General features: G+C 68.8%; 23 protein-coding genes and 1 pseudogene. 12 read left to right on the top strand and 12 right to left on the bottom strand.

Features of this window, described 5'->3' with window-relative positions; all coding sequences use genetic code 11:
- Nucleotides 1–146 precede the first annotated feature (146 nt).
- Nucleotides 147–536 carry an MAPEG family protein gene (locus MC380_RS13475; RefSeq protein ID WP_242165369.1) on the top strand — a complete coding sequence of 130 codons (390 nt, stop codon included), beginning with the start codon at nucleotides 147–149 and terminating at the stop codon, nucleotides 534–536.
- 12 nt (nucleotides 537–548) lie between these two features.
- On the opposite strand, the gene MC380_RS13480 is transcribed toward MC380_RS13475, so the two are convergent.
- Nucleotides 549–1,043 carry an MgtC/SapB family protein gene (locus MC380_RS13480; protein ID WP_242165372.1) on the bottom strand — a complete coding sequence of 165 codons (495 nt, stop codon included), beginning with the start codon at nucleotides 1,041–1,043 and terminating at the stop codon, nucleotides 549–551.
- 335 nt (nucleotides 1,044–1,378) lie between these two features.
- On the opposite strand from MC380_RS13480, the gene MC380_RS13485 reads away from it, so the two are divergent.
- Nucleotides 1,379–2,869: a diguanylate cyclase gene (locus MC380_RS13485; RefSeq protein WP_242165373.1), complete on the top strand. Its 1,491-nt coding sequence runs from the start codon at nucleotides 1,379–1,381 to the stop codon at nucleotides 2,867–2,869.
- Nucleotides 2,870–2,877: 8 nt separating this feature from the next.
- Here the strand turns inward: MC380_RS13485 and tyrS are convergent, their stop codons facing one another.
- Nucleotides 2,878–4,101, bottom strand: a complete 1,224-nt coding sequence (tyrS, locus tag MC380_RS13490) for a tyrosine--tRNA ligase (RefSeq protein WP_242101888.1) — start codon at nucleotides 4,099–4,101, stop codon at nucleotides 2,878–2,880.
- 184 nt (nucleotides 4,102–4,285) lie between these two features.
- On the opposite strand from tyrS, the gene MC380_RS13495 reads away from it, so the two are divergent.
- Nucleotides 4,286–5,707 (top strand): M23 family metallopeptidase, encoded by a 1,422-nt coding sequence (locus MC380_RS13495; RefSeq protein ID WP_343223582.1) that lies wholly within the window; start codon nucleotides 4,286–4,288, stop codon nucleotides 5,705–5,707.
- A gap of 135 nt (nucleotides 5,708–5,842) precedes the next feature.
- Entirely contained in the window at nucleotides 5,843–6,958 is a 1,116-nt protein-coding gene (locus tag MC380_RS13500; protein ID WP_242165375.1) for an anhydro-N-acetylmuramic acid kinase, read from the top strand.
- Here MC380_RS13500 and MC380_RS13505 read toward each other — a convergent pair.
- The 3 genes from MC380_RS13505 to MC380_RS13515 form a co-directional block, all read right to left on the bottom strand.
- The gene (locus MC380_RS13505) at nucleotides 6,955–7,218 is read right to left on the bottom strand and encodes a hypothetical protein (protein WP_242165377.1); all 264 of its coding nucleotides are present in this window, start codon (nucleotides 7,216–7,218) and stop codon (nucleotides 6,955–6,957) included. The genes MC380_RS13500 and MC380_RS13505 overlap by 4 nt on opposite strands.
- A 48-nt stretch (nucleotides 7,219–7,266) precedes the next feature.
- Complete coding sequence (locus tag MC380_RS13510) at nucleotides 7,267–8,622, bottom strand: MFS transporter (protein ID WP_242101900.1); 1,356 nt, start codon at nucleotides 8,620–8,622, stop codon at nucleotides 7,267–7,269.
- 172 nt (nucleotides 8,623–8,794) lie between these two features.
- Entirely contained in the window at nucleotides 8,795–9,598 is an 804-nt protein-coding gene (locus MC380_RS13515; protein WP_242165379.1) for an exodeoxyribonuclease III, read from the bottom strand.
- 109 nt (nucleotides 9,599–9,707) lie between these two features.
- On the opposite strand from MC380_RS13515, the gene MC380_RS13520 reads away from it, so the two are divergent.
- The 3 genes from MC380_RS13520 to MC380_RS13530 are packed head-to-tail and all read left to right on the top strand — an operon-like array spanning nucleotide 9,708 to nucleotide 11,601.
- Entirely contained in the window at nucleotides 9,708–10,238 is a 531-nt protein-coding gene (locus MC380_RS13520) for a GNAT family N-acetyltransferase (protein ID WP_242101902.1), read from the top strand.
- Nucleotides 10,235–10,921 (top strand): orotate phosphoribosyltransferase, encoded by a 687-nt coding sequence (gene pyrE, locus MC380_RS13525; protein WP_242165381.1) that lies wholly within the window; start codon nucleotides 10,235–10,237, stop codon nucleotides 10,919–10,921. Before MC380_RS13520 ends, pyrE begins: the two co-directional genes overlap by 4 nt.
- Nucleotides 10,918–11,601 carry a hypothetical protein gene (locus MC380_RS13530; RefSeq protein ID WP_242165383.1) on the top strand — a complete coding sequence of 228 codons (684 nt, stop codon included), beginning with the start codon at nucleotides 10,918–10,920 and terminating at the stop codon, nucleotides 11,599–11,601. The genes pyrE and MC380_RS13530 overlap by 4 nt, the downstream gene beginning before the upstream one ends.
- Before the next feature lie 55 nt (nucleotides 11,602–11,656).
- Here MC380_RS13530 and MC380_RS13535 read toward each other — a convergent pair whose 3' ends face one another.
- The 3 genes and pseudogenes from MC380_RS13535 to coaBC form a co-directional block, all read right to left on the bottom strand.
- Nucleotides 11,657–13,990, bottom strand: a complete 2,334-nt coding sequence (locus tag MC380_RS13535) for a phosphomannomutase/phosphoglucomutase (RefSeq protein WP_242165385.1) — start codon at nucleotides 13,988–13,990, stop codon at nucleotides 11,657–11,659.
- Between the two features lie 27 nt (nucleotides 13,991–14,017).
- Nucleotides 14,018–14,482, bottom strand: coding sequence for a dUTP diphosphatase (dut, locus tag MC380_RS13540; RefSeq protein WP_242165514.1), 465 nt, complete (start codon nucleotides 14,480–14,482; stop codon nucleotides 14,018–14,020).
- A 2-nt stretch (nucleotides 14,483–14,484) separates the two neighbouring features.
- Nucleotides 14,485–15,748 (bottom strand): annotated as a pseudogene (coaBC, locus tag MC380_RS13545) (bifunctional phosphopantothenoylcysteine decarboxylase/phosphopantothenate--cysteine ligase CoaBC).
- 198 nt (nucleotides 15,749–15,946) lie between these two features.
- Between coaBC and radC the strand changes: the two are divergent.
- The 5 genes from radC (at nucleotide 15,947) to MC380_RS13570 (ending at nucleotide 20,589) form a co-directional block, all read left to right on the top strand.
- Nucleotides 15,947–16,621 (top strand): DNA repair protein RadC, encoded by a 675-nt coding sequence (gene radC, locus MC380_RS13550; RefSeq protein ID WP_242101906.1) that lies wholly within the window; start codon nucleotides 15,947–15,949, stop codon nucleotides 16,619–16,621.
- Between the two features lie 117 nt (nucleotides 16,622–16,738).
- Nucleotides 16,739–18,442: an arginine--tRNA ligase gene (gene argS, locus MC380_RS13555; protein WP_242101907.1), complete on the top strand. Its 1,704-nt coding sequence runs from the start codon at nucleotides 16,739–16,741 to the stop codon at nucleotides 18,440–18,442.
- A complete protein-coding gene (locus MC380_RS13560; protein ID WP_242165387.1) occupies nucleotides 18,443–19,219 on the top strand; it encodes an SPOR domain-containing protein in 777 nt (258 codons plus the stop codon).
- Between the two features lie 135 nt (nucleotides 19,220–19,354).
- Nucleotides 19,355–19,732, top strand: a complete 378-nt coding sequence (locus MC380_RS13565) for a hypothetical protein (protein ID WP_242165388.1) — start codon at nucleotides 19,355–19,357, stop codon at nucleotides 19,730–19,732.
- Nucleotides 19,733–19,839: 107 nt separating this feature from the next.
- Nucleotides 19,840–20,589, top strand: coding sequence for an SDR family NAD(P)-dependent oxidoreductase (locus MC380_RS13570; RefSeq protein WP_242165389.1), 750 nt, complete (start codon nucleotides 19,840–19,842; stop codon nucleotides 20,587–20,589).
- A 139-nt stretch (nucleotides 20,590–20,728) separates the two neighbouring features.
- Here MC380_RS13570 and MC380_RS13575 read toward each other — a convergent pair whose 3' ends face one another.
- From MC380_RS13575 to MC380_RS13590, 4 genes are all read right to left on the bottom strand, one after another.
- Nucleotides 20,729–20,908: a hypothetical protein gene (locus MC380_RS13575; protein ID WP_242101911.1), complete on the bottom strand. Its 180-nt coding sequence runs from the start codon at nucleotides 20,906–20,908 to the stop codon at nucleotides 20,729–20,731.
- Entirely contained in the window at nucleotides 20,905–22,044 is a 1,140-nt protein-coding gene (locus MC380_RS13580; protein ID WP_242165391.1) for a PepSY-associated TM helix domain-containing protein, read from the bottom strand. Before MC380_RS13580 ends, MC380_RS13575 begins: the two co-directional genes overlap by 4 nt.
- 22 nt (nucleotides 22,045–22,066) lie before the next feature.
- A complete protein-coding gene (locus MC380_RS13585) occupies nucleotides 22,067–24,208 on the bottom strand; it encodes a TonB-dependent siderophore receptor (RefSeq protein ID WP_242165392.1) in 2,142 nt (713 codons plus the stop codon).
- A gap of 104 nt (nucleotides 24,209–24,312) precedes the next feature.
- Nucleotides 24,313–25,425 (bottom strand): acyltransferase, encoded by a 1,113-nt coding sequence (locus tag MC380_RS13590; RefSeq protein ID WP_242165394.1) that lies wholly within the window; start codon nucleotides 25,423–25,425, stop codon nucleotides 24,313–24,315.
- Nucleotides 25,426–25,449: the final 24 nt, after the last annotated feature.

Consider the following 25,449-nt stretch of genomic DNA (forward strand, 5'->3'; position numbering starts at 1 on the left):
TCGGTGTAGGAGCGACGTCAGTCGCGAGCTTCTGCTTCGCCTGCCTCCACGGGAGAAGAGCTCGCGACTGACGTCGCTCCTACGGCTGGCTATCCGCCACCGCTGCCAACGCCTACGCTGTGTTCCGGGCCACGCCGGAAAACGCCATGACCATCGCCTACATCTGCATCCTGCTCGCCGCGCTGCTTCCGTACGTGTGGACGGTGATCGCCAAGACCTCGGCGCCGAAGTTCGACAACCGCGATCCGCGCCGCTGGCTTGCGCGCCAGGACAACCCGCGCGTGCAGCGCGCCAACAACGCCCAGCTCAACGCATTCGAGGCCTTCGCCCCGTTTGCCGCCGGCGTGCTGATGGCGCAACTGGCCGGCGTCGACCCGCAGCGCATCACCTGGCTGGCCATTGCCTTCGTCGCGCTGCGCCTGCTGCACGGCGTGTTCTACCTGACCGGCACCCATCGCGCCCGCAGCCTGGTCTGGTTCGCGGGCCTGGGCTGCGTGATCGCGTTGATGGTGCAGGCGGCACTGAGGATCGCCTGACCACGTGTCGTGTCAGCCGGGACGCGCCTTGTCCCGGCGCACTTCGAAGCGCTTCTCCGCCCACTTCAGCACCAGCAGCACTGCGAGCGTCAGCAGGGTCGCACCAAGTGCGAGCACGTGGACCCGCAGGCCCGCGGCGATGCCGATCGCCGCCACCATCAGCAGCGAGGCGGCGGTGGTCAGTCCCGACACGCTGTTCCCACCGCTGCGGCGGAAGATCGCGCCCGCGCCGAGGAAGCCGACCGCCGCCACGACCGCCTCGATCAGCCGGATCGGATCCACTCGCACCAGTTCGCGATAGTCCTCGGCGCTGAAGTGCACGGCGAGCAGGTCGCCGAGCCCGACCAGCATCGCGGCCGCACCGGCCACGAGCATGTGGGTGCGAAAGCCCGCCGGACGGTCCTTGAGCTCGCGCTCCCAGCCGATCAATCCGCCCAGCACCATGGCGTAGGCAGTGGTCAGCAGTACGGAAAGTTGTTGTGGCCAGTTCGCGAGCAGGTCGGACATCCGGGCATCCTGCCGCGCGCGGCGTCATGGCGACGTCGGCGCCGCTCGTCTGGCGTGGATGCACATCGCCGTGCGCGGCGCCAGCAGCCGGAAGACCGTGGTGCGGACGTGCGACGTGCGTCCGTCGGCGCGCCTGCGCAGCAGCCTGTGGCACTATTTCGTGGCTCGCTGAACGCTCGGGGGGACAATGCGATGGATGCCACGCCGACATTGATTTGGTCGACGCGGCGCCTCGTCAGCAAAGACTTCACTGCACTCGCCGTTCCCCGCAATCGCCGAAGCATCACCGCGAACGACACCCCGATCCCGACGCCACGCGGTCCGGTGGTGCGCTGATGGGCCGTGACGCTGGCGGCATGGGCGATGCGCGGCCCGCGAAACGCGGCGGGATGCTGGCCCTGGCGGGCCTGTCGGCAGCCTTGGTGGCAGCCTGGATGACCGCGTTCGAGCTGGCGCGGGTGCTGGAATACCAGCCGCATGCCAGCCTGTGGTTTCCACCGGTGGCAGTCACGGTAGCCGCGCTGATGGTGCTCGGCTGGCGCGGCGTCCCCGCGATCGCCATCTCGAGCGTGTTGGCCACATTGGTGGGATTCGAAAGGGGCGTGGGTACCGCCCTGGACGCGGCGGTCGCGCAGTACGCGGTGATCTTCGCCGTGCAGCAGCTCGGCGTCTGGGGCGGCCTGGCCTGGGTGCTGCGACGCGCTTCCCGTCACGGCCCTCCCGCCACCAGTCTGCCGCGGGCGGTGACGTTCTTCATCCTCGGGGGTGCGTTCGCCTCGCTGCTGTCGGCGTGCATCGGCAGCGCCGGGCTGCTCGCCACCGGCGCGATCGACGTGCCGACCATGATCGAGCAGGCGATCCCGTGGGCGATCGGCGATTACGCGGGCCTGCTTGCGCTCGGGCCATTGGCGATCGCCGGCGTGCTGCGCTTGGCTGATTGGCTGCGGGTCGCGCCCGAGCCCGGCGTGCCGCGCATGTCGGAGATGATCGCGCCGGCAGGGAGCGCTTCGGCCTATGCGGCCAAGCTCTCGCTCCTGCTCGGGTTCACGCTGGCGGTGATGCTGGCGGCGGCCGCGCTGCCGCAGCAACCTGCGGTGGTGTTCGCGCTGTTCGTCGTGGTGGTGGTCCAGCTGTGGATCGTGCATACCCACGGAACCTTGCATACGTTGGCTGCGATCGCGGCCTTCAGCCTGGTGATCGCCATCGCCACGCCGCTGCTGGGGCTGGGCTCGCAGGCGCTCGCCCTGCAGTTCGCGATGATCAGCCTGGCGGCGAACAGCTATTTCGGGTTGGCGGTCCCGGGGCTGTACGCGGACAACACCCGCTTGCGTCGTGCGCTGGTGCGCGATCCGGTCACCGGCGCGCTGTCCCGGGCCGGCTTCCTGGAGCAGGTGCGCAACGATCTGCGGCTGGCCGCGCCGCGCAATCACGCTGCGGCGCTGATCATCGCCGACATGGACAACCTCAAGGCGATCAACGACGAGCTCGGCCATGCCGCCGGCGACGCGGCGCTGCGCGCCTTCGTGGGGCGCTGTCGCCGCTGCCTGCAGCCCGGCCAGCTGATCGGCCGACTGGGCGGCGACGAATTCGCGCTGTACCTGCCCCACACGACCTCGAAGACGGCGCAGGCGCTGGTCGAAAAGCTCCGTCAGGCGCTCGCCCATCCGCGCGAGGGCGACGAGCTGCCGTTTCCGCTGTCGGCCAGCTTCGGCATCGCCGACTGCGCTCCAGACGATCTGGATCTCGATCGACTGCTCGAACGCGCGGACGCGGAAATGTACGCGGACAAGCGCCAGCGGCGCGCGTCGACGCCGGGACGGGCCTAGGGCCTGCCCTAACCCGCGATCAGCCGCACGCGCGCGAAGTTGCGCTTGCCCACCGCGAGCATCCCTTCGAAGCCGGGCGCGAAGACCTGCGCGGGATCCTCGACCACCGCACCATCCACCTTCACCGCACGCTCCCTGAGCTTGCGCATGGCCTCCGAGTTGCTGGGGGTCAGCCCGGCGGCGGTGAGCAGCGCGCCGATGCGCAGCCCCTCGGCCGGTACCGCCACCTGGCGCAGCGGCACCGCGGCCAGATCGCCCTCGCCGCGCACCGCCGCGTTCCAGCCGATCAGCGCATCGTCGGCCGCGCGCGCATCGTGGAAGCGCGCGGCCAGCTCGCGGGCCAGGCGCAGCTTGACGTCGCGCGGATTGAGCTGGCCCGCGGCGACCTCGGCCTGCAGCTGCCGGGCCTCGTCGACGCCGATGTCGAAGCTGAGCAGCTCGATCCATTTCCACATCAGCTCGTCGCCGATCTTCATGGTCTTGCTGACGATGTCGATGGCCGGCTCGGCGATGCCGATGTAATTGCCCAACGACTTGCTCATCTTCTGCACGCCGTCGATGCCTTCCAGCAACGGCATGGTCAGCACGATCTGCGGCGGCTGTCCGTGCGCCTCCTGCAGGCCGCGTCCCATCAGCAGGTTGAACTTTTGGTCGGTGCCGCCCAGTTCGACATCGGCCTTCAGCGCAACCGAGTCGTAGCCCTGCACCAGTGGATACAGGAACTCGTGGATGGCGATGGGCTGCTGCGCGGCATAGCGCTTGGCGAAGTCGTCGCGCTCGAGCATGCGCGCGACGGTGTGCTGGGCGGCGAGCCGGATCATGTCGGCCGCATCCATCTTCCCGAACCATTCGCTGTTGAAGCGCAGTTCGGTCCTGTCCCGGTCGAGCACCTTGAACACCTGCTCGGCATAGGTGCGCGCATTGGCCTTCACGTCTTCGCGGGTCAGCGGCTTGCGGGTAACGTTCTTGCCGGACGGATCGCCGATCATCCCGGTGAAGTCGCCGATCAGGAAGATCACCTGATGGCCCAGGTCCTGGAACTGGCGCATCTTGTTGAGCAGCACCGTGTGGCCGATATGCAGGTCGGGCGCGGTGGGATCGAACCCGGCCTTGATCCGCAGCGGCCGCCCCAGCGCCAGACGCGCTTCCAGCTCCTCGCGCTTGAGGATTTCGTCCGTGCCGCGGGCGATCGTCGCGAAGGCAGCGGGGTCGACGGAGGGGTGGGCGGGCATGGGTGGGGACTCTCGATGAAAGTGGCGCGGAAGTTCCGATCGCGCGTTGCGACCCAAAACATGAATACGGGAACGAGAACGTGACGAAAATCCCTAACTGTCTCAAGGGTTTGACGCAGGGTGCTCGCGTGATTATGTTACCGCCGTTACGTGCCCGTCACGCGGGGACAGAGGAACGGGACAGATGAGCGCATCCGGCATGGGCCAAGACCAAGGTCAGCGTCTGCATACGCCTTCCAGCCCTGCCCGGGAGCGCATCACACCCCGGATTCCCGCCGGTTTCAACGGCCGCTGGACCCGCAGGCAGTGGGCGCATGCGAGTCTGTTCGCGACCCTTGGTGCGCTGGTCGCCGCCATCGTGCCGGGCTTCGACAGCGCCATGCAGACTCCCGGCCGCCCCCAGACCACGTCGATGTCGCTCGCCCTGCCACAGCTGAGCCTCGGCAACCGCGGCCCCTCGACCGATCACTGGCAGTCGGTGCGGCTCAAGCCGGGCCAGACCCTGAGCGGCGTGTTTTCCGAGCTTGGCATCCCCTACAGCCAGCTCGAACGGGTCATGCAGCACCCGAAAATCAAGCCGGTACTGCGCCGCCTGCGGCCCGGCACCGAACTGGCATTCAACCTGCCGGCCGACGGCAGCGTGCGTGCGATGACCATCACCCTGGACGACCAGCCGATGGAGCTGGAGTTCGCCGCCGACGCATTGCGCGAGAAATCAGTGCCGCAGGAAGTCACCACCCGCACGGTGGTGCTGAGCGGCAACGTGGGCAAGTCGCTGTTCGCGTCCGCACGCAAGGTCGGGCTCGGCCATCGGCAGCTGGCGCAGCTGACCGACGAGATGTTCAAGTACGACATCGACTTCGATTCCGACCTGGACGAGGACGACCGCTTCAGCGTGGTCGTCGACCGGACCTGGAAGAACGGCCAGCTGGCCGAGACCGGCCCGGTACTCGCCGCCACCTTCACCGTCGATGGCAAGCTCAAGAGCGCGTTCCGCCATGTGCGCGCCGGCAAGCCGGAATACTTCACGCCGGATGGCCGCTCCCTGCGGCGCCCGTTCATCCGCATGCCGATCCCGTATGCGCGGCTGTCGTCGGGCTTTGGCGCGCGCCGCCATCCGGTGCTCGGACGCATGCGCATGCACAAGGGCGTGGATTACGCCGCCGGCACCGGCACGCCGATCATGGCGGCGGGCGATGCGCGGGTGCAGTTCGTCGGCTGGAAGGGTGGCTACGGACGCGCGGTGATCCTCGACCATGGGCGCGGCCACACCACGCTGTACGGCCACATGTCTGCGTTCGCCAAGATCCGTCCGGGCCAGCGCATCGCCCAGGGTACGGTCATCGGCCGCGTCGGCAGCACCGGCCTGGCCACCGGCCCGCACCTGCACTACGAGTTCCGGGTCAACGGCGTGCACCGCAATCCGCTGTCGATGACCATGCCGCCGCCCGAGCCGCTGCGCGGCGCGGCGCTGGTGGCGTTCAAGAACGAGACCCGACGTGCGCTCGACAAGATCCGCGAAGTCGAGAACGTCATCTACTACCCGGGCGAAGACAGCCGAGTCGCCAAGGCCGAGCCAGCGAAGAAGCCTGCCCGCAAGGGCTGACGGGCGCCGCGAGATCGTTCCCGTCGCGGCCGCTTCCGGGCCGCCGCAGCGGCCTTGGACAAGGATTCGGTCCGGAGCAGAGGCTTGGGCCTGGACCGTCCGGTCGCGCGGGAGCCGCACTCCTACAATGGGCCGATGGAACAGCTCTTCCTCGGCCTGATCTCCGGCACCAGTGCAGACGGCATCGACGCCGCCCTGGTCCGCTTCGCCAGCGATGCCCCGGATGCGCACTGCGAACTGGTGCTCGGCCGCACCTATGCCTGGCCAGAAACAATTCGCGCGCGACTGATCGAACTCGGCCAGGGGGGCGAGACCCGCTCGCTCGACGAACTGGGCATGCTCGATGTGCGGATCGCCCATGGCTTCGCCGATGCCGTGCTGGCGCTGCTGGAGGACGCCGGGCTTGGCCCGCGCGACGTGCAGGCGCTCGGCTCGCACGGCCAGACCGTGCGCCACCGGCCCGAATCCATCCCGCCTTTCACCTGGCAGATGGGCGACGGCAACGTGATCGCCGAGCGGACTGGCATCACCACGGTCGCCGACTTCCGCCGCCGCGATGTTGCCGCGGGTGGGCATGGCGCACCGCTGCTGCCTGCCCTGCACGCGGCATTGCTGCGCGCGCCGGACGAGGATCGCGCCGTGCTCAACCTGGGCGGCATCGCCAACCTGACCCTGCTGCCGGCCTCCGGCGCGGTGCGCGGCTTCGACACCGGCCCGGCCAACGCCCTGCTCGATGCCTGGTGCGAACGCCATACCGGCGCGGCGTTCGACGCCGACGGCGCCTTCGCCGCGCGTGGAACCGCCGATAGTGGCCTGCTGGCGCAGCTGCTCGACGATCCCTGGTTCGCGCTGCCGCCGCCCAAAAGCACCGGGCGCGAGCAGTTCCATCTCGGCTGGCTCGAGGCGCATCTCGGCGACGAAACGCGCAGGCCCGAGGACGTGCAGGCGACCCTGCTCGAGCTGACCGCGGCCAGCGTGGCCGATGCGCTGCGGGCGGCGCAACCGTCCACGCGGCGGGTGCTGGCCTGCGGCGGCGGCGTGCACAACCGGGCGCTGCTCGCGCGCATCGCCGCGCGCCTGTCCGAAGCCGTGCTCGAATCCACGGCAGTCCACGGCGTCGACCCGGACTTCATCGAGGCGATGGGCTTTGCCTGGCTGGCGCGCGAGGCCCTGGCTGGGCGCCCGGGCAATCTGCCCTCAGTGACCGGCGCGCAGGGGCCGCGGGTGCTGGGCGCGATCTATCCGGCCTAGACAGAACCGGCCGACCCTGTCCGGCCGATGAGGGCAAACCCCGGATCGTCGGGCATCCGCTCCATTGCGGCGATCGCCCCTACCAGCACGTCGGCTTCGCGGCCGTCCAGATCAGGGGCGAGCCCGGCCTCGACCGATTCCAGGCCGGTCTCGAGCAGCCGCGCCAGCGTCTCTGGCACGTCCCAGCCTCGTACCCTGGCCACGCGTTCGATCCGACCCTTCAGCGCAGGATCGATGTCCCTCAGCACGATGTCCGTCATTTTGTGTATCCCCCCGTCGGGAACAACGCAAGCCGTCCCGTGCTGCGGTCAGGCGGTTTGGCTGCTCGCGCCTGCAGCGCGATTGCGTCGGACCAGCAACAGGCACAGCAGCAGCGCGGGAATGCCGGCCAGCGCGGTGCCCAGGAAGAACAGCGCATAGCCTTCCACCAGCGTGCGTCCGACCGCGAGCTGTTCCACCGCCACCCCGGACAGCCCTTTCAGCACCTTGCCCAGCAACGCATAGAAGGAACTGAGCAGAGCGTACTGGGTGGCGGTGTAGCCGATGCTGGTGAGGCTCGACATATACGCCACCAGCGCGGTTCCGGCGAAACCGGTGGCGAAGCCGTCGATCGCCATCGCCGCGCTGAACACGGTCGGGTCGCCACCCGTATAGGCAACCCAGGTGAACGCCGCGTTCGAACCCGGCCCCAGCACCGCGCCGGCCAGCAACGTGGGCACGAAGCCGAAACGGACCGCGCTCAGTCCGGCCGCCGCGATACCGACCAGCGAGGCGATCAGGCCGATCGACGCCCGGATCTCGCCCACGAATTCCTTGGCGATCCCGATATCGGCATAGAAGGGGTTGTTCATCGGCCCCATCACGAAGTCCGGCAGCCGGTACAGGCTGATCGCGGCCAGCATCAGCAGCGCCCAGGTGCCATGGGTCCTGAAGAAGGCGATGAACGGGCCGGCGATGGCGTCAGCCAGCCCCGAGAACGTCCACAGCGGGGCATGCTGGGTGACTTCGGGCGCCTGCGACGCCGCCGGCTCGCGCGCCAGGAACAGCGCCGCCAGTACGCCCACGCCCATCAGCGCCGCCATCAGCCAGTACGAGGGGGACCAGCCGATATAGGCGGCCAGGATCAGGATCAATGCGTCGGTCACCAGCAGCGCGGTGCGGTAGCCGAACTGGGTCCCCGAGGTGAGCAGTCCCAGCTCGTCGCTGTTGTCGGCAATCTCGATCCGCCAGGCATCGATCACGATGTCCTGGGTGGCCGAGGCGAACGCGGCCACCAGCGCCAGCGCACCGAACAGCACCAGCCCGCCCTGCGGCTGCACGATCGCCATGCCCGCCAGTGCCGCCGCCACCACGATCTGCGACAGCAGCATCCAGCCGCGGCGATGGCCCAGGCGCCCGAGCAGCGGCACGTCGGTCTTGTCGATGATCGGCGCCCACAGGAACTTGAGCGAGTACGCCAGGCCCACCCATGACAGGAATCCGATCGCCGACAGCTCGCTGCCGCCCTCGCGCATCCAGTAACCCATGGTGTTGCCGACCAGGTACAGCGGCAGCCCGGACGAGAACCCCAGCAGCAGCATCGCCAGCACCTTCGGCTGGCGCAGCGCGCGCAGCACGTCGCGGGTGCCGGTCCTTCTCGTCGCCGTGCTGCTGTCTGCGGACATCGGATTCCTTGTAGGAGCGACGTGAGTCGCGAGCTTTGGCCTTTCCCTTTCCCTTCCCCTTCAATGGGAAGGCCGGGATGGGGATGGGGTTTGCGACAGTCGCGGAATGCGCGAGGGAACCCACCCCCTCCCAAATACTCCCCTTGAAGGGGAGTGCTTCAAAGCCTGGGATTCACAGATCGTAGTCCACCAGATACGGCGCGTGGTCGGAGAAACGTGGCTCGGGAAAGATGGTCGCGCCGCGGATACGGTCGGCGAGCTTTGGTGTCACCAGCTGGTAGTCGATCCGCCAGCCGACGTTGTTGGCGCGCGCCGCACCACGCTGCGACCACCAGCTGTATTCGACTGCGTCGGGCTTCACCACCCGGAAGCTGTCGCGCCAGCCGGGGTTCGCACGCTGCACCAGGCCATCGCCGCAATCGTCGTCGATCATCGCGTTCATCCACGCGCGTTCGTGCGGCAGGCAGCCGGAGTTCTTCTGGTTGCCGGTCCAGTTGCGGATGTCGTTGCGGCTGCGCACGATGTTCCAGTCGCCGCACAGCACATACTCGCGGCCGCTGGCCAGCCACTCGTCGAGGATCGGTCGCAGCCAGGCCATCACGTCTTCCTTGACCGCCTGCCGGACCTCGCCCGAGCTGCCGGACGGAATGTAGAAGGACACCACCGACAGGTTGCCGAAGCGGGCTTCGATGTAGCGGCCTTCCTCGTCGAAGTCGGCGCGGCCCAGCCCTGTGCGGACCTCGTCGGGTTCGCGGCGGCTGTAGATGGCCACGCCGCTGTAGCCCTTCTTGGTGGTGGCATCGCGGAAGAACGCGGTATAGCCCTCGGGCAGGAACGCGGGCAGCCGCAGCTGATGTTCCTGCGCCTTGGTTTCCTGCACGCACATCACGTCCACGTCCTGCGTCGGGAACCAGTCGAAGAATCCCTTGTTCGCGGCCGAGCGCAGGCCGTTGGCGTTGAAGCTGAGGATGCGCATGCGTGCTCCGCGGGGCGTTCGCGGCGATCATAGCAATCGCGCCAACCCGGTCGCGGACGGATACCGGGGCATGCACACGGCCTCACCGCCATCGGACTATGATCCGCGGATGCCACGATCGCCCGCTCCCGCCGTGGTCAGCGTCCAGCAGGTGACGCCCGAGATTGCCGCGGCGGTACGCGCGCTGCGCGCCGACCCGGCGCAATACGCCTTTGTCGGCGACGTGGCCAGCAACCTGATCGATACCGAGGCCGATCCCGACAGCGAGGCGATGGCCGTGCTCGCGGACGGCAAGGTGGTCGGTTTCTACCGCCTCGACCTGCGACCCGGCGCGGTGGCCGGCTGCGATTACGGCAATGCCTGCGCGGCGCTGCGCAGCCTGCTGATCGACCGCAGCTGGCAAGGTCGCGGGCTGGGCACGCGCGCGCTGAACGCCTGCTACGAGGATCTAGAGCGCAGGCACCCACGGGTGCGCCTGCTGGCGTTGACGGTGCACTGCGACAATCACATCGCCCTCCAGGCCTATCGCAATGCCGGCTTCATCGACAGCGGCCGCATGTATTTCGGCGAGCGGTCCGGCCCGCAGCATGTGCTGCTGCGCACGCTCGGCTCGGACGACGTGGGAAAATCGGCGGCATGACCGACCATCGCTGGCGTTTCCTCCAGCTCGCCCTGCGCGCCGATGCGCTGCGCTTCGGCGAGTTCACCCTCAAATCCGGGCGCACGAGTCCTTACTTTTTCAATGCCGGCCGCTTCGATTCGGGCGCGGTACTGGCGGATCTGGCCGGTTGCTACGCCGATGCATTGGAAGCAGCGCGGCTGGCCGGTTCCCTCGGGGATTTCGACCTGTTCTTCGGCCCCGCCTACAAGGGCATCCCGCTGGCCACTGCGCTGGCCTGCGAGTACGCGCGCCGCGGCCGCGACCTGCCGCTGGCCTTCAACCGCAAGGAGGCCAAGACGCACGGCGAGGGCGGCACCCTGATCGGCGCGCCACTGGCCGGACGCCGCGTGCTGGTCGTCGACGACGTGATCACCGCCGGCACCGCCATCCGTGAGGCGCTGGAGATCATCCGGCAGGGGGGCGGCACGCCGGCCGGCATCGTGATCGCGCTCGACCGCCAGGAGCGGGTGAGCGACACCGACCCCCGCTCGGCGGCGCAGGCGGTCGCGCAGGATCAGAACATACCTGTGATCGCGGTCGCAGGGCTGGAGGACCTGCTGGCGTTCGTCGGCGAAAGCGACACGCTGGCCGCCGAACGCGACCGCCTGCAGGCGTACCGCGTACGCTATGGCAGCACCACACCGGCCGGGGGGACCGGATGAAGACACAGCTCACTCTGGGAGGGGCGGCGCTGTCGCTGGCGATCATGCTCGCCGCGACGCCGCAGGCGTTGGCGCAGAAAGGCGCCACGCCGCAGAAAAAACTCTATTGCTGGACCGACAACGGCAAGAAGGTCTGCGGCGATGCACTGCCGCCGGAGCAGGCTGCCCGTGCGCGCAAGGAGTTCAGCGCCCGCAGCGGGCGCACGCTGAACGAGGTCGACCGTGCGCTGACCGCCGAAGAACGCGCCGCTGCGGCCGCCGCCGCCAGCCAGGCACAGCTCGCTGCCGATGCGCGGGCCGCGCGCGTGCGCCGCGACCTGGCGATGGTGGAGTCCTACGCCACCGAAGCCGACCTGCAGCGCGCGTTCAACGAACGCATCGTGCTGGTGGAGGAATCGATCAAGACCTCCACCCTGGGCCAGGCCAATCTGCGCCATGGGCTGGTCGCACTGCTCGGGCAGGCGGCGAACCTGGAACTCGGCGGCAAGCCGGTGCCCAAGCCGCTGCACGACAACATCCTCAAGCAGCATGCCGATCTCAACCGGCAATCGCAGGTCCTGCGCGACCAGCGCGCCGACCGCGCGATGCTCGACGGCGATCTCGCATCGGCGCTGCAGCGTTACCGCGACCTGAAGACCCCCCCGGGAGAAGCAACCCCGGACGCCGCGAGCAGCGACTAGACCGGACGCAGCAGGGCGCGTCCGCCGCGGCCGGCTACCGCCGGGCCGAGGGCCGTCAGAACGGGATCGGCAAGTCCGGCTGGAACCCGAGCAGCTGCTCGCGGAACACGTTCTGGATGCGCTGCAGGGCGTCCTCGTTGTCGGCATCGAAACGCAGCACCAGCACCGGCGTGGTGTTGGATGCGCGAATCAGGCCCCAGCCGTCCGGCCAATCGACGCGCACGCCATCGATCGTCGATATCCGTCCGCCTTCGAAGCTGGCGCGACTGCGGAAACCCTCGACGAAGGCGTGCGGATCGCCATTGGGGGCATCGATCTTGATCTCCGGTGTGGACACGCCGCCCGGCAGCGCGCCGAGCACCTCGCTGGGAGACTCCTCGCGCCCGGCCAGGATTTCGAGCAGGCGCGCCGCCGAATAGATGCCGTCGTCGAAGCCGAACCAGCGCTCGGCGAAAAAGAAATGCCCGCTCATCTCGCCGGCCAGCTCCGCACCGGTTTCGCGCATCTTGGCCTTGATCAGCGAATGCCCCGTCTTCCACATCAATGGGCTGCCGCCATGGCGCAGCACGTGCCCGGAGAGCTGCCCGGTGCACTTCACGTCGTACAGGATCACCGCGCCGGGATTGCGCTCGAGCACGTCGGCCGCGAACAACATCAGCAGGCGGTCGGGGAAGATGTTCACGCCTTCGCGCGTCACCACGCCCAGGCGGTCGCCGTCGCCGTCGAAGGCCAGGCCGAGGTCTGCGCCTTCGCGCTGCACCGTGGCGATGAGGTCCTCGAGGTTGTGCGGCTCGCTGGGGTCGGGATGGTGGTTGGGGAAGGTACCGTCCACCTCGCAGTACAGCGGCACCACGTCCGCACCGATCGCGCGGAGCACGCGCGGGCCGAGTTCGCCGGCCACGCCGTTGCCGGCATCGACCACCACCTTCAACGGGCGCTGCAGCTGCACGTCGTGGGCGATGCGCTCCAGGTAATCGTCGTCGATCCGGCGCTGCGACACGCTGCCCAGCTCGGCCGCGTTGTGCAGGCGACCGCCGGCGATCCGGTCGTACAGGTCGGTGATCGCATCGCCCGACAGTGTGTCGCCGCCGACCACGATCTTGAACCCGTTGTAGTCGGGCGGATTGTGGCTGCCGGTGACCGCGATGCAGCAGCCGGTGCGCAGGAAAAAGCTGCCGAAGTACACCAACGGGGTCGGCGCCAGGCCGATGTCGATCACGTTGCGCCCGGCCTTGCGCAGGCCTGCGATCAACCCGGCGACCATGTCGGGACCCGAGAGGCGGCCGTCGCGGCCGACCACGATGTCGGGCAGGTCCCTGTCGCGCATGAGCGAACCCACCGCCTGGCCGATGTGCTCGGCCACGCCAGCGTCCAGGCTCTGACCGATCACCCCGCGGATGTCGTAGGCGCGAAAGATGCCGGGATCGATCGATACGGCGGCGGGCTTGCTGTCTTCCACTGTTGTCGACTCCTTGGAAACGATCGGAACAGGCGCTGCTGCATCAGACGTCGGCGCCGGCGCCTGCTGCAGCGCCTGCACCAGGGTCGGCTCGGTGTGGGCGGCTGCTTCCGGCGTGCGCCGCGGGCCACGTTTCCACCCGACCAGCGCCAGCAGGGCCAGGACTGCCAGCACGCCCGCACCCACCAGGGCGGACATCGCACCCATGCCGAATGCGGCACCCGGGGTCGCGGGGGCGCCCGCGGACACCCGCAGCTCGGTTCCCGGGATCGCCGTGGCCAGCGCCTCGGCGGCACCGGCCAGTGCCCGGTCTCCGCGTTCCACCACGCTGAAGTCGCCCTGTCGCAACGCCAGGTAGCCGTCGCTGCCGACATCGACCGTTTCGAACGCACGCGCTACACGCGTGGCGGGCAGATGCACGATCGCGACCGCATCCGGCCGTCCCGGGGCGCTCGCCGGTGCCGCCACCAGCAAGCGCGCGCCGCCAGCCTCCTTGGCCATGCGCGCGACCGGCGCATCCGCCGCCAGCGCCGCCTCGGCCACGGCAATCCGGCCGAATCCGGATTTGGGCAGCTGCGCGTAGGCCTCATCCAGCCCGGCAGGCAGCACGTCGACCTGTCCGGCGTCGGGCCAAGCGCGCCGGATCGCCGCGGCGGCACCGGCCAGGTCGCCGGCGGCGAGGGCCGACCGGGTGGCGGGGGCGGCCAGCTGACGAGCCAGCCGGTCGGTTTCGGCCTTCAACGCGCGTGCGGTGTCCTGGACCATCTGGTCGCGCGCAGCCTGCACCTGCTGCCGCGCCTGCTCCCCTTGCCACTGGCGCCAGCCGCTCCAGGCCATCCACAGTGCCAGCAGACCCAGGACCGCCGCCGCGATCGGCAGCGCGGGCCGCAGCTGGGCAGCGGAGAGTTGCTGCGTCGGGGTCTGACTCATGTCATGGGTGTCCGTGCACTGCGGGATTCAGCGCAGCCCGGTATGGCCGAAACCGCCGGCTCCGCGCGCGCTGTCTGCGAAAGTATCCACCACCTGCAATGCGGCCCGCACGATCGGCAGCACCACCAGCTGCGCGATCCGGTCGCCGGGCGCGACGGTGAACGGCTCGCGCCCGCGGTTCCAGGTGCTGATCAGCAAGGGGCCCTGGTAGTCGGCATCGATCAACCCGGTGCCGTTGCCCAGCACGATCCCGTGCTTATGCCCCAGCCCGGAGCGCGGCAGGATCACCGCGCACAGCTGCGGATCGGCCAGGTGGATCGCCAGCCCCGATGGAATCAGGGTTGCGTCGCCCGGCATCAGGGTGAGGGGCTCGTCCAGCGCGGCACGCAGGTCCAGGCCGGCGCTGGCCTGGGTGGCGTAGGCAGGCAGCGGCCATTCACCGCCAAAGCGGGAATCGAGCAGCTTCACTTCCAGGGTGTGGTGGTCGGCCAGATTCACGTTTGGTCCGTTCGAGGGGAAGCCAGGGGCGTCATTGCGGCCAGCCGCTCGCCGATCAGGTCTAGCAGGGCATCGGCCAGGACCTGCTTGCTGGCCGGGCCGAGCGCACGTTCGCCCCCTGGCCAGAACAGCTGCAGCGCGTTGTCGTCGCTCTCGAAGCCCGAGCCCTCCACCCCCACCCGGTTGGCGGCGATCAGGTCGACGCGCTTGCGTTCGAGCTTGCCGCGCGCGTAGCGCTCGACCTCATCGGTCTCGGCGGCGAAGCCCAGCACCAGGCGCGGCCGCTGCGGATGCGCCGCCACGTCGGCCAGGATGTCGCGGGTGCGGACCAGTTGCAGGGTCAATCCCTCCTCGCCGGGCTGCTTCTTGATCTTGCTGCCGGCGAAGCTGCGCGGGGTGAAGTCGGCTACCGCCGCTGCGCCGATGTAGACATCGGCAGGCAACGCGGACAGCACGGCTGCGTGCATCTGCGCGGCGCTGCGCACGTCGGTGCGTTGCACGTCGCGCGGTGTGGGCTGATGCACTGGGCCAGCGATCAGCCGCACCTGCGCGCCGCGCTGCGCGGCGGCGGCGGCGATGGCGAAACCCATCTTGCCGCTGCTGCGGTTGCCGATGAACCGCACCGGGTCGATGTCCTCGTACGTGGGCCCCGCGCTGACGACGATGCGCAGCCCGGCCAGCGACGTGCTCATGCGCAGCTTCCCTGGCGCTGCGAACCCTTCATCCGGCATCCAGGGCAGCCACGATCTCGGCGGGCTCGGCCATGCGCCCGGGACCGGACTCGCCTTCGGCCAGCGGACCGTCGTTCGGACCGACGCTGCGCACCCCGCGTGCGTGCAGGGTCTGCAGGTTGGCCTGGGTCGCCGGATGCCGCCACATGCGGTGGTTCATCGCCGGCGCGATCAGGATCGGCGCCTCCGTGGCCAGGCACAGGGTGCTGACCAGGTCGTCGGCGAAGCCGTGCGCCAGCTTCGCCAGCATGTTGGCCGTTGCCGGCGCGACGACTACCTTCTCCGCCCAGCGCGCGAGTTCCAGATGGCCCATAGCCGCTTCGGCCTGCGCGTCCCATAAGGACGAGCGCACCGGATGACCCGACAGCGCCTGGAAGGTCTGCGCGCCGACGAAGCGCTGCGCGTTCTCGGTCATGGCGACCTGCACCTGCGCGCCGGCCTCGCGCAGCCGGCGCACCAGATCGGCCGCCTTGTAGGCGGCGATGCCGCCGCACACGCACAGCAGCACGCGCTGTCCACGGATCGTCATGACGCGCTCGGAAAATTCCTAGTCACGAATCGGAACTAGCTTACCCGATGACCGGACTTCGCCCGATCGTGCGAGCCGGCGGCACTGACTACGGTATCGACAGGCGCGGCGCTGCGGGAATGCAACTTGCACTCACAGCAATCTCCGGCTTCCCGCGGCGTCGCGCCACCACATCCCAACCTCAGGCTGACCGCCACCATGCATATCCGCGACTGGCCCTGCGGCGAACGCCCGCGCGAAAAACTGCTCGCGCGCGGCGCCGGTACGCTCTCGGACGCGGAACTGCTGGCGATCTTCCTGGGCTCGGGCCTGCGCGGCGAGGACGCCGTCGCCACCGCACGCGGCCTGCTGTCCAGCCACGGGCCGCTGCGTAGCCTGCTCGAACGCAGCCCGGACGAGCTCATCGGGCTACCCGGCCTCGGTCCGGCCCGTGCCTGCCGGCTGTCGGCGGCGCTGGAGCTGTGCAGCCGCTATCTGGCCGCCGGCCTGGAGCGTGGGGAAGCGCTCTCCGACCCGGCCGCCGCCGGGCGCTACTTCGCCCAGCGCCTGCGCGGCCATCCGCAGGAAGTCTTCGCGGCGCTGTTCCTGGACAGCCGCCATCGCGCGCTCGCATTCGAGGAACTGTTCACCGGCACCATCGACGGCGCCGAGGTGCATCCGCGCGAAGTGGTGCGACGCGCCCTGGCCCACAACGCCGCGGCAGTGATCGTGGGCCATAACCATCCCAGCGGCAGCGCCGAACCCAGCGCCGCCGACCGCGCGGTCACCGCACGACTCAAGCAATCCCTGGCGCTGGTGGATGTACGCCTGCTCGACCACTTCGTGATCGGCGACGGTACGCCGGTGTCGATGGCGGGTCGGGGTTGGCTATGAGCAGGCAGCGGCCATAGCGGCAGTGCAGCACCAACCTGCGGCAACGCGCATGACGGCAAGCAGTGCTTGCTGCCGCCACGTACAATGCGCAATCAGCCGAAAACCCTTGCTTCCCCAGTGAAACCCCAACTCCGCGCCCTGCTGGAGCAGGCCGTCGCCGCCTTGCAGGCCAACGGCACGCTGCCGGCCGACATCGATGTGCCCGACTTCATCGTTGAACGGCCGAAGGATCGCAGCCACGGCGATTTCTCGACCAATGCGGCGATGTTGCTGGTCAAGCATGCCGCACGTGACGGCGCAAAGCCCAATCCCCGCGTGCTGGCGCAGGCCCTGATCGACGCGCTGCCGGCGAGCGAGGATGTCGCGAAGGTCGAGATCGCCGGCCCCGGCTTTCTCAACTTCCGCATGGCGCCGCAGGCCTGGCAGGAACAGCTGCACGAGATCTGCGTGCGCGGCTGCGCCTATGGCCGCAACGAGTCCGGGCAGGGCCGGCGCGCGGGCGTCGAGTACGTGTCGGCCAATCCCACCGGCCCCCTGCACGTCGGCCATGGCCGCGCGGCGGTGATCGGCGACTGCATCGCGCGCGTGCTCGCCGCCAACGGCTGGGAGGTGGTGCGCGAGTTCTACTACAACGATGCCGGCGTGCAGATCGAGAACCTCGCGCGTTCGGTCCAGGCGCGCGCGCGCGGCGCGAAACCCGGCGATGCGGACTGGCCGGCAGATGCCTACAACGGCGACTACATCGCCGAGGTCGCCACCGCCTACCTGCGCGGCGACAGCGTCGACATTGAGGGTCATGTCGTCACCGGCAAGCACGACGCCGACGACTTCGACGCCATCCGCAGGTTCGCCGTGGCCTGGCTGCGCCGCGAGCAGAATGCCGACCTGGCCGCGTTCGGCGTGTCCTTCGACGTGTATTTCCTGGAATCCTCGCTCTACGCCGACGGCAAGGTGGAGGAAACCGTGCGCGAGCTGGTCGCCCACGGCCACACCTATGAGGAAGGCGGCGCGCTGTGGCTGCGCACCACCGACTTCGGCGACGACAAGGACCGGGTGATGCGCAAGTCGGATGGCACATACACCTATTTCGTGCCGGACATCGCCTACCACCGCAGCAAATGGCAGCGCGGCTACGAGCGCGCGATCACCGAACTGGGCGCCGATCACCACGGCTCACTGATGCGCGTGAAAGCCGGGCTGCAGGCGCTCGACGCCGGCATCCCGCCCGGCTACCCGGACTATGTGCTGCACCAGATGGTCACCGTGATGCGTGGCGGCGAGGAAGTGAAGCTCTCCAAGCGCGCCGGCAGCTACCTGACCCTGCGCGACCTGATCGAGGAAGCCGGCCGCGATGCGACCCGCTGGTTCCTGCTCGCACGCAAACCCGATTCGCAGCTCACCTTCGACATCGACCTGGCGCGCAGCCAGTCGCTCGACAATCCCGTGTATTACGTCCAGCTCTCGCACGCGCGCATTTGCGGAGTGTTCCGCCAGCTGGCCGAGCGTGGGCTGTCCTTCGGCCGCGAGAATGGCCTGGCGCAGGCACTCGACCTGGACAACCGCGCCACCCGCGACCTGCTCACCGACCTGTCGCGCTGGCCCGAGGTCGTGGCCGCCGCGGGCGCGGATCTGGAACCGCACCTGATCACGGCCTATCTGCTGGAGCTGGCGCAGGACTTCCAGTCGTACTACAACGACCACCAGTTCCTCGTGGACGATGCCAACCTGCGCGATGCGCGCCTGGTCCTCGCGTCGGCCACACGCCAGGTACTGAAGAATGGACTGGAACTGATTGGCGTCGAAGCGCCGGAGGCGATGTAAGTGGCAGCAAGACGGGGCAGATCCCAGGCGCGGCGCAACACCGGCAGCGGCAGCGGCTCGCTGCCCGGCTGGGCATGGATGGTGCTGGGCATCGTGCTGACGGTGGGGGTGATCCTGGCCGCGCCGCGATTCCTCAAGGGCAATGGCGAGGATGGATTCTTCCGGCCGCGCGCCAACCCGGATGCGCAGCCGGTGGGCTCGGACGCAGCCGACGAGGCGGACGTCGCAGGCACCGGAACCGAAGACACCCCGGGCAGCCCGGGCGCGAACACCGATGCGCCCGAACAGCCCGATTACGATTTCTACGACCTGCTCCCGGGCGAGGAAGTCGCCATGACCGACGCCCAGCTCGCGGCCGCGGCGCGGGAGGAGCAGGAGCGCGCGCAGCGGGAGCAACAGCGCCTCGCGCAGCAACAAGCCGCTGCGGCGCAGCCCCCGGGCAATGCGCCCCAGCCACAGCCGCTGGCCGAATCGCAGGCCCCGGCCACAGCGGTCGCCGCCGCTGGAGCAACCACCCCAGCTGCGGCCGTCGCCACGGGCACCGACACGCCCTACGTGCTGCAGGCCGGGGCCTTCGGCGCCTCGGGCGATGCGGAGGCAGTGAAAGCCAAGATCGCCCTGCTCGGGCTCAATGCCCGGGTCGAATCGGCGCAGATCAACGGCAAGACCGTCTACCGCGTACGCATGGGCCCCTACGGCACTGCGTCCGAGCTGGCCAGCGCCAAGGGCAAGCTCGCAAGTGGCGGCCTGCCGGCGCTGGCGATCAAGGCGAAGTAGTCGAGCGGGAGCCGGATGCGGGCACGCCTCCACCGGCGGGCCTGCGCGCTCCCGAGCCGATGCCGGAACGCCTCCCGTCGCTGCCTGTGAGAAGCCGATCCCGCACACTGTCTTCCCTGTAGAGGAAGCACCGCCATGGCCATCGAAGCCGCCCTGATCAAGCCTGTCGTCGATGCGCTGATGGCGCTGTTCCGCCAGAGCAACAACGTCAAGCTCAAGCGCAACGCGGAAGCCGCGGTACGCGAGGCGATCCGTGAGCTGCTGCTGGCCAATCCCGACGAGAACAAGGCCGAGGCGCGGATCGCGATCGCCAAGGCCGCCGGGATCCTGTCCGAGGACATCGTCCTGGCCGAGGACATGCTGGAAAAGCATCGGGCATCGAAGTCGCGCACCGCGGGCAAATCGTCCACCGGCCGCAAACGCAAGGCCGCTGCGTCCGCGGCGGCGGAGAAGCCGGCAAAGAAGGCCGGCAAGGGCTCAGCGGCAGCGAAACCGCTCGCGAAGAAGTCCTGATCTCCAGCGCGACATTCTTCATTCGGTTGTAGCGGCCGCGATCGGGAAGTGCGGCCGGATCGCGCGAATTGCTACGCTTGCCCGCCGTCCACAGCGCATCGCCTGTCATGCCCAAGACCGCCCTGATCACCGGCGCCACGTCCGGCTTCGGCCGTGCCACCGCACAGCGGTTCGCCGCGCAAGGGTGGAACGTCATCGCCACCGGACGTCGCGCCGAGCGGCTGCAGACCCTGCGGGACTCGCTCGGCAAGCGCGTGCACACGCTGGCGTTCGACATCCGCGACGCCGATGCCATGCAGGCGGCGCTCGCCACCCTTCCCGAGGCGCTCCAGGGTATCGACCTGCTGGTCAACAACGCAGGCCTTGCCCTGGGCACCGCGCCGGCGCAAAGCGCCGACCTGGGCCAATGGCGGCAGATGATCGACACCAATATCACCGCCCTGGTCGCGCTGACCCACGCCCTGCTCCCGGGCCTGATCGAACGCCGCGGTGCGATCGTCAACATCAGTTCGATCGCCGCGACCTACCCCTACGCCGGCGGCAACGTCTACGGCGGCACCAAGGCGTTCGTGAGCCAGTTCTCGCTCGGCCTGCGCAGCGACCTGCACGGCACCGGCGTGCGCGTGACATCCATCGAACCGGGTCTGGCCGAAACCGAATTCACCCTGGTCCGCACCAGCGGCAACCAGTCGGCTTCCGACCAGCTGTACGCAGGCGCGCAGCCGATCACCGACACCGACATCGCCGATGCGATCTGGTGGGTCGCCACCCTGCCGCCGCACCTCAACATCAACCGGCTGGAAGTGATGCCGGTAAACCAGTCGTTTGCGGGATTCCAGATCCATCGCGGGCAATGACTCGCGACAGGAGCGGCGTGTGAAGCGGCCTGTGGGAGCGAACTGTGGGAGCGGCCTTGGCCGCGATTGCCCTTGATGCTGCTGCAACCGGCAAAGCCAAAGGCATTCGCGGCTAGGGCCGCTTCCACCGCACCGCGTCTCAGGTCCTGATCGCCTCGCGTCGCTTCCAGGCCCAGCCGATCGCCAGCAGCACCGACAACAGCCCGATCCAGCCCAGCGCATCGAACACGCCGTCCCCCACCAGCCCGACCACCAGCCCGATCAGCGACGCCAACGCGATCAGCACCGGCAAGGTCCAGGTCGACTGCCGCAGGTTCATCGCGCCATCTCCATGCGCGCATCGATCCGCGCTTCGATCTGCGCGCGCGAACCCCGGCGGACGAACAGCACCAGGCCGCTGACCAGCACCACGATCGCCACCAGATCGAGCAGCGCCCACAGGATTTTCAGCGGCAAACCGGCGTAATCGCCGAAGTGCAGCGGCTGCGAGAGCAGCAGCGCCTGCATCCACACCGGCTGGGTCACGCTGCCGGCGAGCTTTCCGGTGGTGGCATGGGCAAACACCGGCGTCACCAGCCGCGCCGTCAGCGGCGTGTCGCCGCGCAGGAAGACGCCGTAATGCTGGCTGCCGCTGTAGCCGGCGCCAGGGAAGCCCACCCAGGAAGGAATCGCATCCGGATGGCGCGCATGCGCCGCTTCGATCGCCGCCTGCAGCGAAGCCGCTGGGCGCCGCGGCGCTGCGACTCCGGGCGGCTCCTGCAGCACCTGCGCCACGTGGCGCTGCTGCCACAGGCCCACCAGCGGCTGCTCCAGCGTGTTGATGACCCCGGTCAGACCCACCACCGAGAGCCAGGCCAGGGTGACGATGCCGGTGAGGTTGTGCCAGTCCAGCCACGCCAGCCGACGCTGGCCGCCACGCAGCACGCCGAACGGCAGCTTGCGCATGTAGGGCGCATACAGGACCACGCCTGAGACGACCGCCAGCACCAGCAGCATCCCCATCAGGCCCATGAACAGCAGTCCCGGCAGGCCCGCGTACAGGTCGGTGTGCAGGCGATAGAACACCCACATGATGCCCTCGTTGAACTGCGGCGCCGGGATCGCCACGCCGGTCAGCGCGTCGAAGGTGGACACGTGCATCTCGTCGTTGCTCGCGTCCGGGCGCGGGCCGGTGGTGACGTAGGTGACGCGCGGCTCGTCCTCCTCCCAGCTCACGAACAGCGGCACGTCGCCGGGGCGCGCCCGCAGCGCGCGCGACACCAGCGTGTCCACGCTCACCGGCGTTGCGTTCGCGCTCGCGGCCGGCAGCTCCGGTTCGCCACCGGTCAGGTGCGCGATCTCGTGCCAGAAGATCAACGGCAACCCGGTCACGCACAACAGCAGCAGGAACAGCGTGCACACCAGGCTGCTCCAGCGATGCACCTGGAACCACGCGCGCAAGGTATTGCGTTTCATCCGATGCCTCCGTGATCCGGACCTAGTAGCGCAACCCGAACTCGGCCATGACCGTGCGCGGCATGCCCGTGAAGCAGTCGCCAAGGGCACGGCAGGGCGCGAACACCTGACGGTCGGCGACGTTGTTCACGTTCAAGCGCGCGAAGTACGGCCCCTGCGCGTACTCGGCGCGCAGGTCGAACAGGGTGTAGTCGGGTGACTGGATGGTGACGTTCTCGCCATACGACGTGGTGCTGCCGACATAGCGCGCGCCCGCGCCCAGCGACAGCGCGCCTGCGCCGAGTCCGATCCGCTTGTCGACCCACAGCGAAGCGAGCCGGCGCGGCACGTCGTTGAGCTGGCGCCCCTCCTCGTAGTCGAAGCTGCTCTCGAGCACCTCGACGTCGGTGAAGCTGGCCGCGCCGGTCACGGTCCAGCCGTTGCCGCCGCTGTACAGCGCCTCGATCTCGCCACCCTGCGAGCGCACGCGCCCGGTCTGGATGGTGTTGCTGATGTTCTCCGGATCGTTGGTCAGGCGGTTCTGTTCTTCCATGCGGAAGGCGGCCACGGTCAGCGCGAATTGTCGCGAAGGCATCCACTTCACTCCGGCTTCGACCTGCTCGCCGCGCAGCGGGTCGAACGGGTCGCCGTAGAAGTCCACGCCCTGCACCGGGGTGAACGATTCGCTGTAGTTGGCGTACGGCGAGATTCCAGGCGCGATTTCGTACACCAGCCCGGTGCGCCAGGTGGTTTCGCTCAACCGCATTTCGGGCGCGCCTTCGGTTTCGACATTCACCTTGTCGTGGCGGCCACCGACCACCCAGGTCAACCGGTCGCCAAGGCGCATCTGATCCTGCGCGTAGATGCCGAGCTGGCGCGCGCGCTGGCCAGCGTCATCGACCAACGGCGGCGCGGTCACGCCCGAGGAGATCGGGTTGTCGAGATCGATGGGCGTGATGTAGCGGGGGGTATTCTCTGGGACGTTCGAACTGGCATAGGCACCACGACTGTCCTGCTTGAAGCGTGCGTAGTCCAAGCCGAACAGCACGGCATGCTCCACTGGGCCGGTGTCGAATTCGCGCTGCATCCCGGCGTCGATCTGCTGGCTAAACAGGTTCGGCTGGGTCCGGTAATAGAAGCGGTGCACTGTTCTGCCGGGCTGGTCCGAAATGAACGGATCGAGCGGACTTGTGAAACTGTCTGCATAAATCTGCACGAAGTCCGTATGCGCACGGCTGTCGCGTGCCTTCGCCGTCAGCGTCCAGCGCTCGCCAAGATCGTGTTCTAGCAACAAGGTATTGGTGTTCTGACGCGCATCGAGCCGGTCGTGCTGCCGATCGCCGATGAACAACCGAACATCGTCCAGTTTCTCGCCGCGCAGCCCCTTCACCGCCGCGTACGGCAGGAACTGCTGGGCCGAGGCGGAATCGTCGCGCTGGAACTGGCCCAGCCAGGTGATGCGCGTGGCATCGCCGAGGAACCAGGTCAGCGAAGGTGCCACCAGCAGCCGGTTGTTCGGCAGGTCGTGGGTGGGCAGCTCGGCATCGCGCGCGACCGTAACCAGCCGCGCGGCCACGGTGTCGCTGCCATTCAGGGATCCGGTCATGTCCATGCGCACTTCGGCATGGTCGAAGCTGCCGAAGCGCACGGACATCTCCGCGGCGTCGCGCAGGCTCGGCCGCTTGCTCACCGCGTTCACCAGGCCGCCGGTCGTGCCCTGTCCGTACAGCACCGAGGCCGGCCCGCGCAGGACCTCCACCCGGTCGATCGCGTACACGTCCACCCGCGGCATCGGGCTGTAGTTGTACAGCCGGCGGAAGCCATCGAGAGTCTGCTGCGCATCCAGTCCACGCACGAAGAAGCCGTCGGCGCGCGGATCCAGGCCGTAGGGTTCGGCGGTGACGCCCGCGGTGTAACGCAATGCATCCTGCAGGGTGTCGGCGCCACGCGACCTGGCTAGTTCGCCCGAAACCACGCTGACCGCCTGTGGAATCTCGTCCAGTTCGGTATCGGTCTTGGTCGCGACCTGGGTTTTCTCCGCGACTACCGTGATCCGGTCGAGGTCGCGGGCCTGGCCTTCGACCGGCTCCTGCGCGGCGAGCGCCGGTGGCAGCAATGCAGCGAGCAGCAGCGAATGACGGACGTTGGACCTTGCGCCGAAACGCGAACGGGACGATCGGGACATGCGATGCGTGCACTCACTGGGCGCATCATGCTATTGCGATCAATTCCTATTTGCAAATCATTCTCATTGACCAGCCACTGTGGTCGGCGCGCTTGCGCGCTGGCTCAGGCCTGCTGGGGCACTCCGGCCGGACCGAGGTTGCGCCTGTGCCATCGTTCGCGCAGCCGCAGGAATGGCCGTTCCACCGCGTAGTGCAGCAGCGCGCCGCCGGCCAGCGCCGCCACGCCATAGGCCACGAACGCGAGCACGCCCTTGTCCTGCAACTGCGGGCCGTAGGCCGATTCGAGCAGGTGGTACATCTGCTTGTGCATCAGGTACAGGCTGTAGGACACCGCGGCCAGCCACGCAGCACCCGGCACCCGCCAGCGCCCGATCAGGCTGCGGCGCTCGGCGCCTGCGAACACCAGCAGTGCCAGGCCCAGCGCTAGCACCGGCCAGCCGACGCTGTTGCCGAGCAGGCCGACACGGTCGCGGAACAGCCAGATCGCCAGGGCCAGCACTCCCAGTCCCAACACCAGCACGCCGTTCGCGTGCGCCTGGCCCCGCTCCCACAGTGTCGGTCGGAACTGGCGCAGCGCCGCCAGCGCCACGCCAGCCAGCAGACCGTCCAGCCGGCACCAGGTCGGGTAATAGAGTTCCTCGACGAACCAGTTGCGGTCCGGATCCGCTTCGGTGAAATGCAGCCAGATCGCGCTGCGCAGGAGAATGCCGCCGAGCACCAGCAACACCCCCAGCGTCACGAACCGCCAGCCCGCCGGCTTGCGCATCAGCGCCCACGCCAGCAGCGGAAACAGCAGGTAAAAGTGTTCCTCCACGCATAGCGACCACGCATGCGAAAACGCGGCGTTGCGACCGTAGTCGATCGACAGGTTCATGGTGAACGTGGCGAACTTCCACCACGGTTCCATCCCAGGCGCCTCGTGGAACCCGGGCCACAGCAGATAGATCGCCAGCACCGCCAAGAACGCCGGAAGGATGCGGAACGCACGGCGCAGATAGAAATCACCGAACGCCAGGCGTTCGCCGCGCGCCAGCGGTGCCAGCACCTGGCCACCGATCAGGAACCCGCTCAGCACGAAGAACAGGTCCACGCCCATCCAGCCGTAGCGCGACAGCCACGCCCAGTCGGGGCCGAGCCCCCCGACCAGGAAGGAGTGGAACAGCATGACCCAGGCGATGGCGATCGCGCGCAACAGGTCCAGCCCGGGCATCCGCATGGCTACGTCCTTGTGCGCCGTGCG

It is taken from the genome of Lysobacter sp. M15, assembly GCF_022662515.1.
Lineage (GTDB): Bacteria > Pseudomonadota > Gammaproteobacteria > Xanthomonadales > Xanthomonadaceae > JAKPBU01.

Excerpts from the sequence above, each read along its gene's own strand:
- MC380_RS13475 (WP_242165369.1), top strand. The coding sequence starts at position 147 with ATGACCATCGCCTACATCTGCATCCTGCTCGCCGCGCTGCTTCCGTAC.
- MC380_RS13480 (WP_242165372.1), bottom strand. The coding sequence starts at position 1,043 with ATGTCCGACCTGCTCGCGAACTGGCCACAACAACTTTCCGTACTGCTG.
- MC380_RS13485 (WP_242165373.1), top strand. The coding sequence starts at position 1,379 with ATGGGCCGTGACGCTGGCGGCATGGGCGATGCGCGGCCCGCGAAACGC.
- tyrS (WP_242101888.1), bottom strand. The coding sequence starts at position 4,101 with ATGCCCGCCCACCCCTCCGTCGACCCCGCTGCCTTCGCGACGATCGCC.
- MC380_RS13495 (WP_343223582.1), top strand. The coding sequence starts at position 4,286 with ATGAGCGCATCCGGCATGGGCCAAGACCAAGGTCAGCGTCTGCATACG.
- MC380_RS13500 (WP_242165375.1), top strand. The coding sequence starts at position 5,843 with ATGGAACAGCTCTTCCTCGGCCTGATCTCCGGCACCAGTGCAGACGGC.
- MC380_RS13505 (WP_242165377.1), bottom strand. The coding sequence starts at position 7,218 with ATGACGGACATCGTGCTGAGGGACATCGATCCTGCGCTGAAGGGTCGG.
- MC380_RS13510 (WP_242101900.1), bottom strand. The coding sequence starts at position 8,622 with ATGTCCGCAGACAGCAGCACGGCGACGAGAAGGACCGGCACCCGCGAC.
- MC380_RS13515 (WP_242165379.1), bottom strand. The coding sequence starts at position 9,598 with ATGCGCATCCTCAGCTTCAACGCCAACGGCCTGCGCTCGGCCGCGAAC.
- MC380_RS13520 (WP_242101902.1), top strand. The coding sequence starts at position 9,708 with ATGCCACGATCGCCCGCTCCCGCCGTGGTCAGCGTCCAGCAGGTGACG.
- pyrE (WP_242165381.1), top strand. The coding sequence starts at position 10,235 with ATGACCGACCATCGCTGGCGTTTCCTCCAGCTCGCCCTGCGCGCCGAT.
- MC380_RS13530 (WP_242165383.1), top strand. The coding sequence starts at position 10,918 with ATGAAGACACAGCTCACTCTGGGAGGGGCGGCGCTGTCGCTGGCGATC.
- MC380_RS13535 (WP_242165385.1), bottom strand. The coding sequence starts at position 13,990 with ATGAGTCAGACCCCGACGCAGCAACTCTCCGCTGCCCAGCTGCGGCCC.
- radC (WP_242101906.1), top strand. The coding sequence starts at position 15,947 with ATGCATATCCGCGACTGGCCCTGCGGCGAACGCCCGCGCGAAAAACTG.
- MC380_RS13565 (WP_242165388.1), top strand. The coding sequence starts at position 19,355 with ATGGCCATCGAAGCCGCCCTGATCAAGCCTGTCGTCGATGCGCTGATG.
- MC380_RS13570 (WP_242165389.1), top strand. The coding sequence starts at position 19,840 with ATGCCCAAGACCGCCCTGATCACCGGCGCCACGTCCGGCTTCGGCCGT.
- MC380_RS13575 (WP_242101911.1), bottom strand. The coding sequence starts at position 20,908 with ATGAACCTGCGGCAGTCGACCTGGACCTTGCCGGTGCTGATCGCGTTG.
- MC380_RS13580 (WP_242165391.1), bottom strand. The coding sequence starts at position 22,044 with ATGAAACGCAATACCTTGCGCGCGTGGTTCCAGGTGCATCGCTGGAGC.
- MC380_RS13585 (WP_242165392.1), bottom strand. The coding sequence starts at position 24,208 with ATGTCCCGATCGTCCCGTTCGCGTTTCGGCGCAAGGTCCAACGTCCGT.
- MC380_RS13590 (WP_242165394.1), bottom strand. The coding sequence starts at position 25,425 with ATGCGGATGCCCGGGCTGGACCTGTTGCGCGCGATCGCCATCGCCTGG.